The sequence below is a fragment of the Microbacterium fluminis genome (genome assembly GCF_051549805.1).
Lineage (GTDB): Bacteria > Actinomycetota > Actinomycetes > Actinomycetales > Microbacteriaceae > Microbacterium.
The window spans coordinates 2,275,825-2,289,883 of the sequence record NZ_CP196042.1 but is presented as its reverse complement, the minus strand read 5'-3'; the positions used below and the strand labels follow the sequence as shown (position 1 = coordinate 2,289,883).

Genomic DNA, 14,059 nt, shown 5'->3' with positions numbered 1-14,059 from the left:
CGGGTACGCTGGAACGATGCGCCGCTCCTCCCGCTCGCTTCCGATGCGACCCGTGCTGGCGCTGCTCCTGGCGGTCGTCGCGGTCGCCGTCTCGGGGTGCGCATCGACCGTCTCGCTCACGCCCGCAGCCGCCTCCAACGATCCCGGCTGCGCCGAGGTGCTCGTGAGACTGCCCGGTCAGCTCGACGGCAAGCAGCGCCGTTGGACGGATGCTCAGGCCACCGCGGCGTGGGGTGACCCGAGCGCCGTCCTGCTGACCTGCGGCGTCACTCCGCCCGGTCCGACGACGCTGCGCTGCGAGACCGTCAGCGGGGTGGACTGGGTGATCGACGAGACCGATGCCCCGAAGTACCGGGTGACCACGTTCGGCCGCACGCCCGCGATCGAGCTGTACATCGACACCGAGAACACCGCGCAGCTGACGGGCGTCTCGAGCCGCGTGGTCCTCGACGCTCTCTCGCCGATCGTCGCGCAGCTGCCGAAGAACGCCGCGTGCGTCCCCCGGGCCGACGCGACCCCGGTCCCCTAGGTGTACTTCCCCGGGAGGTTGTGAACGGGTGAGGTAGGCGAAGACCTCCGGGCAGGATGTGGGTTACCACACTCGCATCCTGACCACGGAGGTCTTCGTGTCTCACGCTAACGCGCCTTTGACGCCGGAAGGGCGTCGTCGTCTTGCTGTCCTCGTCGTGGATCGGGGCTGGTCGTTGCGGCGGGCAGCGGAACGGTTCCAGTGCTCGCCCGCGACGGCGAAACGGTGGGTCGACCGGTATCGGGCCGGGCTGCCGTTGACGGACCGCAGCTTCAGGCCGCAGACCTCGCCGAACCGGCTCCCGCGGAAGACGGAGCGGAGGATCGTGTCGTTGCGGTTCACCCGCCGGTGGGGTCCGCACCGGATCGCGTATCACCTGGGCCTTGCCCGCTCGACGGTCGGCCGGGTGCTGGCCAGGTATGGGATGCCGAAGCTCGTGAACATCGATCAGGCCACCGGGCTGCCAGTCCGCAAGCCGACGCCGAAGCGGTACGAGGTCGCAAGACCGGGCCAGCTGATCCACGTCGATATCAAGAAGCAGGGCCGGATCCCTGATGGCGGCGGCTGGCGCGCCTTCGGCCGCGGATCGGCGCAGGACCGTGCCGCGGGATCCGTCCGTGACAAGGCCGCACGGTCAGGAGCGGCCGGCTCCCGCGGCTACCGGTATCTGCACCACGCCGTCGACGACAACTCGAGAGTCGCGTACTCGGAGATCCTCGACGACGAACGCAAGGAGACCGCGGCAGGGTTCTGGACCCGCGCGAACGCGTTCTTCGCGAGCCTCGGAGTCACGGTCACCGCCGTGATGACAGACAACGGCGCGTGCTACCGGTCACACGCGTTCGCGGACGCGCTCGGCGACGGTGTGAAGCACAAGTGGACAAAGCCGTATCGGCCGCAGACCAACGGGAAGGTCGAACGCTTCAACCGCACCCTCGCCGCCGAATGGGCCTACGCCAAGCCCTACGCCAGCGAAGCAGAGCGAGCCGCGGCATACGAGACCTGGCTGCATCACTACAATCACCACAGACCCCACACCGGGATCGGCGGCCAGACCCCCTCAGCCCGCGTTCACAACGTCACGGGGAAGTACACCTAGGCGGCCGCGCGCTCCAGCGCGGTGTCGATCAGCTCGGAGATCAGCTCGGCGTAGGTCATGCCTGTCGCGATCCAGCACTTCGGGAACATCGAGATGGGCGTGAATCCCGGCATCGTGTTCAACTCGTTGACGACGGGCCCGGCCGCGGTGAGGAAGAAGTCCACCCGCGCGAGGCCGCGCCCGTCCACCGCTTCGAACGCCCGCAGCCCCATCGAGCGGATCGCCTCGAGCTCGGAGTCTTCGAGCGCCGCCGGGCAGACCACATCGACGCCGTCGCCGCCGAGGTACTTGCCTTCGAAGTCGTAGAACTCGCGGGTGGTGAGCACGATCTCGCCGGGGAGCGAGGCGCGGGATGCTGCGCCACCGCGCCCCTCGAGCACGCCCACCTCGATCTCGCGGCCCACCAGACCCTCTTCGAGGAGCACCTTGTCGTCCTCGGCGAACGCGATGTCGAGCGCCGCGGCGAGCTCGTCCACCGAGTGCACCTTCGACACCCCCACGCTGGAGCCGGCCCGCGCGGGCTTGACGAACCACGGCAGGGCCAGGCCCGCCGCCCGGGCGACGATCGCCTCGACGTCGCGCGCGGCATCCCACTCGCCGCTGCGCAGGGTGATCCACGGGGCGACGGGCACGCCGGCGGCCTGCAGGGCGACCTTCATGAAGTGCTTGTCCATGCACAGCGCCGAGTCGAGCACGCCACCGCCCGCGTACGGGAGCTCGACGGTGTCGAAGAAGCCCTGGATCGTGCCGTCCTCGCCGTGCGGACCGTGCAGGATCGGCAGCACCGCGTCGACGAGCCCGAGGGATTCGACCGTCCCGTCGGCGCGGCGCACCGACAGCATCCGCTCCCCCGCCGCCTCCGGCCACACGATGCGCGTGCCGTTGTCGACGACCTCGGGCATGTTCTCCGGGTCGAGCGCGAACTTGGCGGAGTCGTCGTCTTCGAGCACGAACGCGCCCTGACGGGTGATGCCGACCGGGATCACCCGGTAGCGGTCACGGTTGATCGCGTGGAGAACGCCCCCGGCCGTGGCGGAACTGATCGAGTGTTCGCTGGAGCGACCTCCAAAGAGCACCACCACCGCCGGCTTGTCCATTCTGCGTCCTCTCCCCCTTCGGGGTGTCGTCGTCTGTCGTGAGGTGCGGCGCGATCTCGCGCGGCTTCATGGTTCCGTCGAGCACGCGCTTGACCTGCTCGACGATCGGCATCTCCACGCCCGCCTCCTTGGCGAGCTGCAGGACCGGGGCCACCGAGGACAGTCCCTCCGCGGTCTGGTTCATCTGCGCCACGACGTCCTGGAACGAGTACCCCTGTCCGAGCAGGCGGCCGGCCGTGTTGTTGCGACTGAGCGGCGACTGGCAGGTCGCGATCAGATCGCCGAGACCGGCGAGTCCCTGCAGCGTCTCGGGGTGAGCGCCCTGGGCGACCGCGAAGTCGGTCATCTCGACGAGACCCCGCGTGATGATCGACGCCTTCGTGTTCTCGCCGTAGCCGACGCCGTCGACGATGCCGATCGCCACGGCGATGAGGTTCTTGAGCACTCCGCCGAACTCGGTGCCGATCACGTCGGTGTTCACGAACGTGCGGAAGTAGGAGTTGCGCGCACGGCGGGCGACGGCATCCGCCGTCTCCTGGCTCACCGAGGAGATGACCGCCGCCGTCGGCTGCTCACGGGCGATCTCGAGCGCGAGGTTCGGGCCCGAGGCGACGGCGATGCGCGAGGGGTCGCAGTGCAGCTCCTGCTCGATGACCTGGCTCATGCGCAGACCGGTGCGCTTCTCGACGCCCTTCATCAGCGACACGATCGGCGCGTCGGTGTCCTGCACCAGCGCGCGGACGGCCTTGAGGTTCTCGCGGAGGGCCTGGCTGGGCACCGAGAGGTACACCTGCTGCGCGCCCTCCAGCGCCTCCGACAGGTGTACGGTGGCCGACATCCCGCGCGGGAGGTTCACACCCGGCAGGTAGGCGCTGTTGCGCTTGGCCGCGTTGATCTCCTGCGCGACCTCGGATCGGCGCGCCCACATGGTCACGTTCGCGCCGCCGTCGGCGAGGACCTTGCCGAAGGTGGTGCCCCAGCTGCCGGCGCCGATGACGGCGACGCGCGGCAGCGCGTTCTCGCTCCTACGGCTCAAGGCGACCGGTCTCCTTCTGCCCGTGCGCGGCGGGATTCCAGCGTTCGGCGGGGGCCTGCTCACCGCGCAGATCCTCCAGCAGCGCCGTGATGGCAGCCATGAGCCGACCCGTCGCCTCGGCGAGGACCGCAGGCTGGGTGTGCTTGCCGGCCAGGTCGGACAGGTCGACCGGCTCGCCGATCGCCACGCGCACCAGCTTGCGCGGCGGCCAGAGGCTGATCTTCTTGCCGTAGCGGGCCATGATGTCCTGGGCGCCCCAGTGGGCCATCGGGATGAGCGGGATGCCCGCCTCCAGCGCCAATCGCACAGCCCCGGTCTTGCCGCGCATCGGCCACATGCCGGGGTCGCGGGTGAGCGTGCCCTCCGGGTAGACGATCACCCCTCGACCGTGCTCCACCAGGCTCTCGGAGGCCTTCAGCGTCTCACGCGCGGAGGCGCTCGAGCTCGTCCGCGCGACCGGGACCATACCGGTGGCGCGCAGCGCCGCGCCGAGCACCGGCACCCGGAAGAGGCTCTCCTTCGCCATGAACCTCGGGGGCCGGCCCAACCGCCAGACGCTCACCGCGACGATGAGCGGATCGATCTCGGTGTAGTGGTTGGGCGCGAGCACGTAGGCGCCGGTGCGCGGCAGCCCATCCCCCGGACGCACGCGGATCTTCGCGAGCAGCCCCACCAGCGGAACGACGATCGCCGCCAGCACCCGGAACGGGAGCGGGCGGGGCTCGCGCGGCGCGGAGGAGGCCACCGGATCAGCCGACGATGTCGAAATCGGCGCCGAGCGCGTCGAGCTTGGCGAAGAACTTCTCGTAGCCCCGACGGATGATGCCCATGTTGCTCACAACGGATTCGCCCTCGGCGGCCAGCGCGGCGATCACGTAGCTGTAGCCACCCCGCAGATCGGGCACCTCGACTTCGGCGCCGCGCAGCGGCGTGGGGCCGGTGACGACGGCGGCCTGCTCGAGCGCGCGACGGGGTACCCGGCGCTCGGCGCTCTCGATGCCCTGCGGGTGCACGACGATGTCGGCGCCCATCTGCACCAGGGCCTCGGTGAAGCCGAGCCGGTTCTCGTAGACGGTCTCGTGGACCGTCGAGACGCCGTGGGCCTGCGTGAGGGCCACGATGAGGGGCTGCTGCCAGTCGGTCATGAAGCCGGGGTGCACGTCGGTCTCGACCACGACCGGCTTCAGATCCCCGTTGCGGTGGAAGCGGATGCCGTCCTCGCGCACGTCGAACTCGCCGCCGACCTTGCGGAAGACGTTGAGGAACGTGAGCATCTCCTGCTGCTTGGCTCCGCCGACGAAGATGTCGCCGTCGGTGGCCAGCGCCGCGCACGCCCAGGAGGCGGCCTCGTTGCGGTCGAAGATCGCCCGGTGGTCGTAGCCGCGCAGCGAGTCCACACCCTCGATGAGGATGACGCGGTTGGGCTCGTACGAGATGATCGCGCCCATCTTCTGGAGCACCGCGATCAGGTCCATGATCTCGGGCTCGATCGCGGCGTTGCGCAGCTCGGTGGTGCCCTTCGCGCGCACCGCCGTGAGCAGCACCTGTTCGGTGGCGCCCACACTCGGATAGGGGAGCTCGATCGACGCGCCGTGGAGACCGTGGGGCGCCGTGATGCGGATGCCCTCGTAGCTCTTGTCGACGATCGCCCCGAACGCACGCAGCGCGTCCATGTGGAAGTTGATCGGCCGGTCGCCGATGCGGCATCCGCCGAGGTCGGGGATGAGCGCCTCGCCGAGCAGGTGCAGCAGCGGTCCGCAGAACAGGATCGGGATGCGGGAGGCCCCCGCGTGCGCGTCGATCTCCTCGAAGTGCGCGGCGACCGCTCCGCTCGGGTCGAAGTGCAGTTCGCCCTCGACGTCGCCGTCCTCGACGCGCACGCCGTGCACCTCGAGCAGGGAGCGCACGACCTGGACATCGCTGATGTCCGGCACGTCCCGCAGGGTGCTGGGCGTGTCGCCCAGCAGCGCCGCGACCATCGCCTTGGTGACGAGGTTCTTCGCGCCCTTGACCTCGACCCTTCCCGTGAGGGGCCGGCCGCCGCGGATGCGCACGACCTCCCCCGACACCTCCAACGGGTCGCCGGCTCGATCGACCGAATCGGCGTTGTCGAGAAGTGTCTTCATACGGTGGACCTCACTTGTGTGTTCGAGGATTGGAGCCCGGCGACCGCCCTCGTGGGGCGGCGCCTCGGGTCACGGGACGGGGAGCGTCCGTGGCCTCCACGCCTCGCGGCGCGCCTCGAACTGCGCGATCGCTTCTTCGTTGCGCAGGGTGAGCCCGATGTCGTCGAGCCCTTCGAGGAGGCGCCAACCAGTGTAATCGTCGATCTCGAAGGGCACCTGGAGGTCGCCGATCGTCGCGCGGCGAGCCGCGAGATCGACCGTCATCTCGACACCCGGCTCGGCGTCGATCGCCGCCCAGATGCGCTCGCGGTCGTCTTCGGAGATGACGCCGGCCAGCAGACCCTGCTTGCCCGCGTTGCCGCGGAAGATGTCGGCGAACTTGGGGCTCAGCACGACCTTGAAGCCGAAGTCGCGCAGGGCCCACACGGCGTGCTCGCGGCTGGACCCCGTGCCGAAGTCGGGTCCGGCGACCAGGACGGATGCCCCGGCGAACGCGGGCTGGTTGAGCACGAACTCCGGATCCTGCCGCCAGCTGGCGAAGAGCGCGTCCTCGAACCCGGTCTTCGTCACCCGCTTGAGGTAGACGGCGGGGATGATCTGGTCGGTGTCGACGTTCGAGCGCTTCAAGGGCGCGACGATGCCGGTGTGGGTCGTGAACTTCTCCATGTCAGGCCTCGACCTTCTCGGCGACCAGGTCGCTCGGACTCGACAGCGTTCCGCGGATCGCGGTGGCCGCGGCCACGAGCGGCGACACCAGGTGGGTGCGACCGCCCTTGCCCTGACGTCCCTCGAAGTTGCGGTTGCTCGTGGAAGCGCAGCGCTCTCCCGGTGCGAGCTGGTCGGGGTTCATGCCGAGGCACATCGAGCAGCCGGCGAAGCGCCACTCGGCGCCGAACTCCTGCACGATCCTGTCGATGCCCTCCGCCTCGGCCTCCAGGCGCACGCGCGCCGAGCCCGGAACGACCATGACCCGCACCCCGGGAGCCTTCGTACGCCCCTGGATGATCGAGGCGAACGCGCGCAGGTCCTCGATGCGGCTGTTCGTGCACGACCCCATGAAGACCGCGTCGACCGAGACATCCTTCAGCGCCGTTCCCGGCGTCAGGTCCATGTACTCGAGGGCCCGCTCGGCGGCGGCGCGCTCGTTCGGATCGGCGAAGTCCGACGGCGTGGGCACCACGTCCGACAGCGATGCGCCCTGACCGGGGTTGGTGCCCCAGGTCACGAACGGCTCGAGCTGGTCGGCGTCGAGGAACACCTCGGCGTCGTAGACGGCGCCCTCGTCGCTGGGGAGCGTCCGCCAGTAGGCGACCGCGTCGTCCCAGTCCTGGCCGGTGGGAGCGTGGTCCTTCCCCTGCACGTACGCGAAGGTCGTCTCGTCGGGGGCGACCATTCCGGCGCGCGCTCCGGCCTCGATCGACATGTTGCAGATCGTCATGCGCCCCTCCATCGAGAGGGAGCGGATGGCGCTGCCGCGGAACTCGAGCACGTAGCCCTGGCCGCCGCCGGTGCCGATCTTGGCGATGACGGCCAAGATGATGTCCTTTGCGCTCACGCCCGGCTTCAGGGTGCCCTCGACGGTGATCGCCATCGTCTTGAACGGCTTCAGCGGCAGCGTTTGGGTCGCCATGACGTGCTCGACCTCGCTGGTGCCGATGCCGAACGCCATCGCGCCGAACGCACCGTGCGTCGAGGTGTGGCTGTCGCCGCAGACCACCGTGATCCCCGGCATCGTGAGGCCCAGCTGCGGACCCACGACGTGGACGATGCCCTGCTCCTTGTCGCCGAGCGAGTGCAGGCGCACCCCGAACTCGGCGGCGTTGCGGCGCAGCGTCTCGATCTGGGTGCGGCTGGTGAGGTCGGCGATCGGCTTGTCGATGTCGAGCGTGGGGGTGTTGTGGTCCTCGGTCGCGATCGTCAGGTCGAGGCGGCGCAGCGGACGCCCTTCGGCTCGCAGTCCGTCGAACGCCTGCGGGCTGGTGACCTCGTGCACGAGGTGCAGGTCGATGTAGATGAGGTCGGGCTCACCGTTCTCGCCCTTGACGACGAGGTGGTCGTCCCAGACCTTCTCGGCCAGAGTGCGCGGGCGATCCGGGATGGCGGATGCATCGGCGACGGGTGTGCTCATTGGTGTTCGTTCTCCTCGGAAGGGGCCGAAGCCCGGGGATCAAGCCCGCGAGAAACTCCGCGACGAGGGAGGCCTGGAGACTAGGACTCGTCGCGGCTGCTAAGGAGGAGGCGAGCGATCCGCACGTCGTCACACTACCACCGCGGTGCCGACCCCCGGCTCCGTCGTGTCCTGCGCGGCGTCGAGGGAGCGTGTCCTGACGCCGGGAACGGGTGCAGCCGGGTCAGACGGTGGGCGGGGTGCCCTTCTCCTCGGCGACGACGGATGCCGCGGCATCCGGTGTGTCGGCCTTCCTCTTGTCGCGCGACGAGGCGATCAGGCTCGCCACCGTCGCCACGGCCATCGACGCCACGATCACGCCGAGCGAGGTCCAGGTGGAGATCTCGGGCGCCCATTCGATGTGCTGACCGTTGTTGATGAACGGGAGCTCGTTGACGTGCATGGCGTGGAAGACGAGCTTCACGCCGATGAAGGCCAGGATGAACGCGATGCCGTAGTGCAGGTAACGCAGGCGATCGAGCAGATCCCCGAGCAGGAAGTACAGCTGGCGCAGTCCCATCAGCGCGAACAGGTTCGCGGTGAACACGATGAACGGGCTCTGGGTGATCCCGAAGATGGCCGGGATCGAGTCGATCGCGAACAGCAGGTCGGTCACGCCGATCGCGGCGAAGACGATGATCATCGGGGTGAACATCTTCTTGCCGTCGACCACGGTGCGGATCTTGGCCCCGTCGTAGTGGTCGCTGATGTCGACGGTGCGGCGCAGCATCCGCACGATGAAGTTCTCGCGCTGCACGTCGTCGTCGTGATCGCCGCCCGGGAACGCCTGGCGGTAGGCGGTCCAGACCAGGAACGCCCCGAAGATGAAGAAGACCCAGCTGAACTGCTCGATCACTGCGGCGCCGACGAGGATGAACAGGCCGCGCAGCACCAGGGCGATGATGATGCCGACCATCAGGACTTCCTGCTGGTACCGCCGCGGCACCGAGAACTGGCTCATGATCAGCACGAACACGAACAGGTTGTCGATCGAGAGGCTGTACTCGGTGAGCCAGCCCGCCACGAACTGCCCGGCGTACTCCCCACCCGCGAAGATCCACATCAGTCCCGCGAAGATCAGCGCCAGCGTCACGTAGAACACGACCCACAGGGTCGACTCCTTCGTGGACGGGATGTGCGGACGCTTCAGGATCAGCAGCAGGTCGGCGGCGAGGATGAGCACCAGCACGACCAGCGAGCCGATCTCGAACCAGACGGGAAGATCGAGGTCCAATGGAGGCCTTTCGAGAGGGGACGTCAGAACGTCGAAAGTCTCTCCCCCGCCTCATCCGGATCGGATGGTGCGGCGCGTGCCCGGGAGGCGCTGCGGCTTCCGTGGTGACGAACACGCGAAGTCGGGATACTCCCTCTCGCCCTTCCAGGATACCGTGCCCCGAACGTGTCGTGAGACGATTCCGCCCGAACCGACACCTGCATGTCGAGAGACGGACACCCACCGTGAGGGACGGACGCCCATGAGGGATGAGGAGCAGCGCGACGATGCCGCGCTCGTGGCCGCGGCCGCGGGCGGCAGCGAGCACGCCTTCCGCTCGCTCTATCGCGCGTACGCCCGACCGGTCTACTGGATCGCGCATGCCCTGGTGGGCTCCCCGGCCGACGCCGAGGACGTGCTGCAGGAGACGTTCCTGGTGGCGTGGCGCAAGCTCCCGGGGCTGGAGCTCGCGGGACCGACGCTTCTGCCGTGGCTGGCCACGATCTGCCGCTTCCAGGCGGCGAACCGCGTGCGTCGGCAGCGCCGAGACCGCGAGCACACCTCGACGCTCGTCGACGAGGCGCTCCCGGCGCAGATCGACGTCGCGCAGCAGCTGGTCGACGCCGAGACCGCGTCGCTGATCCTCCGGGAGGTGCAGGGCCTGGGCGATCTCGACCGTGAGATCTTCCGCCTGTGCGCCTCGGAGGGGTACGGCTACCAGGCCGCGGCCGACCACCTGGGCGTGGGCCACGGCGTCGTGCGCAACCGTCTCTCCCGCATCCGCACTCGGATGCGCGCCGCCGTGACGGAGTCGGAGACCCCATGAACACCCCGCAGACGGATGCCTCGACCGCCGGTCTCCCCGACCTCGCGGACGACCGGCTCGACGCCATCGAGGGCGCGCTGTTCGCGCGGATCGCCGAGGAGCGCGCCGCCGGACGTCGACGCCGCATCCGCCGCGGGCGGGTGTGGGCGGGGGTCGGCGCGGCGGCGGCGATCGTCGTCGTGGCCGCGGTTCTCGCGCCCACGGTGGCGCGCATCGTGACCCCGACGGCGATGGAGGGCTCCGCGGTCGCGCCCGCGCAGGGGCCGTCGGACAGCGGCGGCACCTCGGGATCCTCCTCGTCGGAGATCGCGCCACCCGCCGATGCGAAGGGCGGCGCCGCGACCTCGCCGGGAGCAGGGACGGATGCCTCGCGGCAGACCATCGCGACGGGCTCCGCCACGCTCGTGGTCGATGACGTGACCACGGCCGTACGGGCCGTCGCCGACGCCGCGGACGCCGTGGGCGGCCATGTCGAGTCGAGCACGATCGGCGGAACGGGCGGCGCGACCCCGGCACAGGGCGGCCCTGCTGTGGACGTCATGCCCTACCCGTACCCGGGGCCGATCGCCGGCAGCGGGTGGGTGTCGGTGCGGGTTCCCGCCGATCGGCTGGGTTCAGTCATGGACGGACTGTCCGCGCTCGGCGAGGTCACGGCGTCGTCCGTCTCCCGCCAGGACGTCACCGACCAGACGGTCGACCTGCGCGCACGCATCGATGCGGCGCAGACCTCGATCACGCGGCTCACCGCGCTCATGGCGCAGGCCACCAGCACCGCCGACCTGATCGCGGCCGAGAGCGCGCTCGCCGAGCGACAAGCGACGCTGGAGTCCTATCAGCAGCAGCTGGCCATGCTCGACTCGCAGGTGAAGATGTCGACGCTGTCCGTGTCGGTGCTGCCGCGCAGCATCCCGGTGACGGCCGACCCCGCGGGGTTCGGCGACGGTCTCGCCGCGGGGTGGAACGGCCTGATCGCGACGCTCAACGGCATCGTCGTCGCGCTCGGATTCCTGATCCCGTGGATCGTGGTGGCCGCCGTGCTCGGCGCGATCGCGTGGGCGATCGTGCGGGTGGTGCGACGCGCTCGTCGTGTGCGTCGCGCGGCCGAGCCTGACTGAGCGGTCTCGCCCGATCCGCCGGGCAGCGTCAGCGGCGGCCGACGATCCCCGCGAGGAGGGCGTGCAGCAGCGGGATCGCCGACGCCACGACGACCACCGTGCCCCAGACGACGTCCTCTCCCCGCAGGAGGATCCCCCCGACGAACAGCGCCGCGAAGAGCACTCCCGAGAGGATCCGGCGTCCCATCCGCTCGAGGGAGACGAGGCGGCGCTCGACCTTCGGATTCTGCACGGTGACACGACCGTCGAGCATCCGGGTGACGAGATCGTCGATCCGTCGCGGCAGGCGTGCGGCGACGCCGACCTCCGTGACGATCTGGCGCGCGAAGCCCTGCACCACGTTGCCGCCCTCCTCCTGGATGAGGCGGTTGGCGTAGGGCTCCACGGCATCCCAGATGTTGAAGGCCGGATCGAGCGCGCTGCACATCCCGGACGTCAGCGACATGGCGCGGATGATGAGCAGGAAGTTCTCCGGCAGCTGGAAGGGCAGGGAGCGGACGGTGTCGCCGAACTCGACGGCGAACGCGCGGAACTCGCGCGGATCGACCTCCTGCAGCTCCGCGAACCCCATGCCGCCGAAGCGCGCGAACAGCTGAGTCATGGCTCGTTCGAGTTCGGCGGTGTCGGCCGAGGGCAGCAGCACTCCGACGTCGCGGATCCCGTCCACGAGTCCCTTGCCGTCGCGGGATGCCGCGGCGATGAGGAGGCGGCGGAGTCCGCGGCGCAGGCCCTCCGGAACCGAGCCCATCATCCCGAAATCGATGAACGTGAGCGTCCACGGGCGGGACGAGGCATCCGTCGCCTCATCGACCGAGACCGCTCGGGGCGTGACGAAGATGTTGCCGGGGTGCGGATCGGCGTGGAAGAACCCGTCGGCGAAGAGCTGGTCGAACATGACGGAGGCGAACTCGGCCGCCACGTCCTTCGGATCGATCCCCGCGGCCCGCAGCGCCGCGACGTCGTTGATCTTGATCGCGGTGACGTCCTCGAGGGTGAGCACGCGGCGGGTCGTGCGCTCCCACACCACCTCGGGCACGCCGACGCGCCCGTCACGCGCGACCTCGGCGGCGAAGCGCTCGGAGTTCGCCGCCTCCTGCAGGTAGTCGATCTCCTCCAGACTCGTGGCGGCGAACTCCTCGACGAGCGCGTGCATGTCGACCCGCGCGGCGACGACCCGCACGCGGCTGAGCCAACCCGCCACACGCCGCAGCGCGCGCAGGTCCACGTCGACCACCCGATCGATGCCGGGGCGCTGCACCTTCAGCACCACGCCGCGCAGACCGGTGTCGGCGGCATCGCGGTCGGACAGCACCGCGCGGTGGGCCTGCCCGAGCGAGGCCGCCGCGAGCGGTACGGGGTCGACGGACGAGAACGCCCGAGCCAGCGGCACCCCGAGCTCGGCCTCCGCGAGGGCACGGATCGCCGCGAAGTCGACGGGCGGCACCTCGTCCTGGAGCCCCTCGAGCTCCTTCGTGACCTCAGGCGGCAGCACATCGAGCCGTGACGACAGGAACTGACCGACCTTGATCATGAGTCCGCCGAGGTCGACGGCGAGCACGTGGAACCTCTGGGCGATGCGTCGCAATCGGGCCGGCCGATTGCGGTTGCCGATCGCCGCGAGCCCGATGCGCGGGAGGAAGAGCTCGTACCACCATGCCTGCACGAGGTAGCGCGCGGCGAACCGCAGGATCCTGCGATAGCGGGCGCGCATGTCGCCGGCGTCGGTCATCGAGCCTCCTCGACGTCGGCGCGCCTCGGGTCCCTCGTCGTGGAGCGCCAGGGGTCAGTCCTGCGCGAGGATGGTGAAGATCTTACGACGCGCTTCTTCGAGCACCTCGATCGACTGCTTCACCTGCTCGGAACTCCCCGAGCGCCCCACCTGGGCCACCGCCTGAGCGAGGTCGATCCCCGCCTTCGGAAGAGCACCGGTGCGTCCCCCGTCGCGGGGCGCAGCACTCTCCCACGGCGCGGAGCGCTCGCCGTCCTCGTCGGCGACGGCGCGGCCGGCCTCCGTGAGCGCGTACGTCTTGCGGCCGTCCGACTCGGATGCCGCCACGAGACCTTCGTCGGTGAGCAGCTGCAGCGTCGGGTACACCGAGCCGGGGCTCGGCTTCCACGACCCGCTCGAGCGCTCCTCGATCTCGCGGATGATCTGGTAGCCGTGCATCGGCTTCTCGGCGAGCAGCGCCAACACGGCGGCGCGCACGTCTCCGCGGCCGGCACGCGGGCCGGCCTTCTGCTCGAACTGGCCGCGGAACTGCTCCAGCGCCTCCCAGAGGCCGGTCATCGGCCAGCCGCCGGCGGGACCACGCCCGCGTCCGGGGAATCCGTCACCCAGGAACGAACCGCTCATGTCATCCTCCTCGCCGCCGAGTTCGGACAACTCAGCGATACATAACGATATATCGCTGAGCGGTCTGGTGGAAGGGCTACTGCTTCGTCGCGCGCTCGATCGACATGACCAGCACGACGCGATCGGCCTTGTCGGGCGGCGGGACGTCGCTGGGATTGCCGTAGCGGTTCTGCAGGTGCACGTAGAACGCGCCGGTCGGGTCGGGGACGACCTCGACGAGCCGTCCCGCCACCTCGAGGTACCGGAACGGATTCTCGGGGTCGATGATCGACAGCGCCATGGCGGGGTTGCGCTGCAGATTGCGGAACTTCTTCCGCGTGCTCGTGTGCGTGAAGCGCACGTGCTCGCCGTCGAACTCGAACCACATCGGGTTCACCTGCACCGTGTCGTCGGAGCGGATGGTGCCGAGGTGACCGTAGTTCGGGTCCTCGAGCAGCGGGCGGTAGTCGGCGGGGATGATCTCGTCGGGATGTGTCACCCTCCCATCCTCACAGGCGG

14 protein-coding genes are annotated in these 14,059 nt (G+C 69.7%); 4 read left to right on the top strand and 10 right to left on the bottom strand.

Annotated features, from left to right (window positions below):
* The first annotated feature begins 16 nt into the window (after positions 1-16).
* Together ACSJDX_RS11045 and ACSJDX_RS11040 are read left to right on the top strand one after the other, a co-directional pair.
* Entirely contained in the window at positions 17-529 is a 513-nt protein-coding gene (locus ACSJDX_RS11045; protein WP_438352728.1) for a DUF3515 family protein, read from the top strand.
* A 97-nt stretch (positions 530-626) separates the two neighbouring features.
* Positions 627-1,628 carry an IS481 family transposase gene (locus tag ACSJDX_RS11040; protein ID WP_204948058.1) on the top strand — a complete coding sequence of 334 codons (1,002 nt, stop codon included), beginning with the start codon at positions 627-629 and terminating at the stop codon, positions 1,626-1,628.
* Here the strand turns inward: ACSJDX_RS11040 and ACSJDX_RS11035 are convergent.
* The 7 genes from ACSJDX_RS11035 to ACSJDX_RS11005 form a co-directional block, all read right to left on the bottom strand.
* Entirely contained in the window at positions 1,625-2,725 is a 1,101-nt protein-coding gene (locus tag ACSJDX_RS11035) for a D-alanine--D-alanine ligase family protein (RefSeq protein WP_438352727.1), read from the bottom strand. The genes ACSJDX_RS11040 and ACSJDX_RS11035 overlap by 4 nt on opposite strands.
* Positions 2,625-3,761: an NAD(P)H-dependent glycerol-3-phosphate dehydrogenase gene (locus ACSJDX_RS11030; RefSeq protein ID WP_438352726.1), complete on the bottom strand. Its 1,137-nt coding sequence runs from the start codon at positions 3,759-3,761 to the stop codon at positions 2,625-2,627. Before ACSJDX_RS11030 ends, ACSJDX_RS11035 begins: the two co-directional genes overlap by 101 nt.
* Positions 3,751-4,506, bottom strand: coding sequence for a lysophospholipid acyltransferase family protein (locus ACSJDX_RS11025; protein ID WP_438352725.1), 756 nt, complete (start codon positions 4,504-4,506; stop codon positions 3,751-3,753). The genes ACSJDX_RS11030 and ACSJDX_RS11025 overlap by 11 nt, the downstream gene beginning before the upstream one ends.
* A gap of 4 nt (positions 4,507-4,510) precedes the next feature.
* The gene (murA, locus tag ACSJDX_RS11020) at positions 4,511-5,887 is read right to left on the bottom strand and encodes a UDP-N-acetylglucosamine 1-carboxyvinyltransferase (RefSeq protein WP_438352724.1); all 1,377 of its coding nucleotides are present in this window, start codon (positions 5,885-5,887) and stop codon (positions 4,511-4,513) included.
* Positions 5,888-5,956: 69 nt separating this feature from the next.
* Entirely contained in the window at positions 5,957-6,553 is a 597-nt protein-coding gene (gene leuD / locus ACSJDX_RS11015) for a 3-isopropylmalate dehydratase small subunit (protein WP_438352723.1), read from the bottom strand.
* Position 6,554: 1 nt separating this feature from the next.
* Positions 6,555-8,015, bottom strand: coding sequence for a 3-isopropylmalate dehydratase large subunit (leuC, locus tag ACSJDX_RS11010; protein WP_438352722.1), 1,461 nt, complete (start codon positions 8,013-8,015; stop codon positions 6,555-6,557).
* Between the two features lie 223 nt (positions 8,016-8,238).
* Positions 8,239-9,288, bottom strand: coding sequence for a TerC family protein (locus tag ACSJDX_RS11005; protein WP_438352721.1), 1,050 nt, complete (start codon positions 9,286-9,288; stop codon positions 8,239-8,241).
* 241 nt (positions 9,289-9,529) lie between these two features.
* On the opposite strand from ACSJDX_RS11005, the gene ACSJDX_RS11000 reads away from it, so the two are divergent.
* Complete coding sequence (locus ACSJDX_RS11000; protein WP_438352720.1) at positions 9,530-10,093, top strand: RNA polymerase sigma factor; 564 nt, start codon at positions 9,530-9,532, stop codon at positions 10,091-10,093.
* Positions 10,090-11,208: a DUF4349 domain-containing protein gene (locus ACSJDX_RS10995; RefSeq protein ID WP_438352719.1), complete on the top strand. Its 1,119-nt coding sequence runs from the start codon at positions 10,090-10,092 to the stop codon at positions 11,206-11,208. Before ACSJDX_RS11000 ends, ACSJDX_RS10995 begins: the two co-directional genes overlap by 4 nt.
* A gap of 28 nt (positions 11,209-11,236) precedes the next feature.
* On the opposite strand, the gene ACSJDX_RS10990 is transcribed toward ACSJDX_RS10995, so the two are convergent.
* The 3 genes from ACSJDX_RS10990 to ACSJDX_RS10980 all read right to left on the bottom strand — a co-directional run bounded on the left by ACSJDX_RS10990 (position 11,237) and on the right by ACSJDX_RS10980 (position 14,039).
* Complete coding sequence (locus ACSJDX_RS10990) at positions 11,237-12,937, bottom strand: ABC1 kinase family protein (protein ID WP_438352718.1); 1,701 nt, start codon at positions 12,935-12,937, stop codon at positions 11,237-11,239.
* Between the two features lie 54 nt (positions 12,938-12,991).
* Positions 12,992-13,561, bottom strand: a complete 570-nt coding sequence (locus ACSJDX_RS10985; RefSeq protein ID WP_438352717.1) for a PadR family transcriptional regulator — start codon at positions 13,559-13,561, stop codon at positions 12,992-12,994.
* A 76-nt stretch (positions 13,562-13,637) separates the two neighbouring features.
* A complete protein-coding gene (locus ACSJDX_RS10980) occupies positions 13,638-14,039 on the bottom strand; it encodes a PPOX class F420-dependent oxidoreductase (protein WP_438352716.1) in 402 nt (133 codons plus the stop codon).
* Between the last annotated feature and the right edge of the window lie 20 nt (positions 14,040-14,059).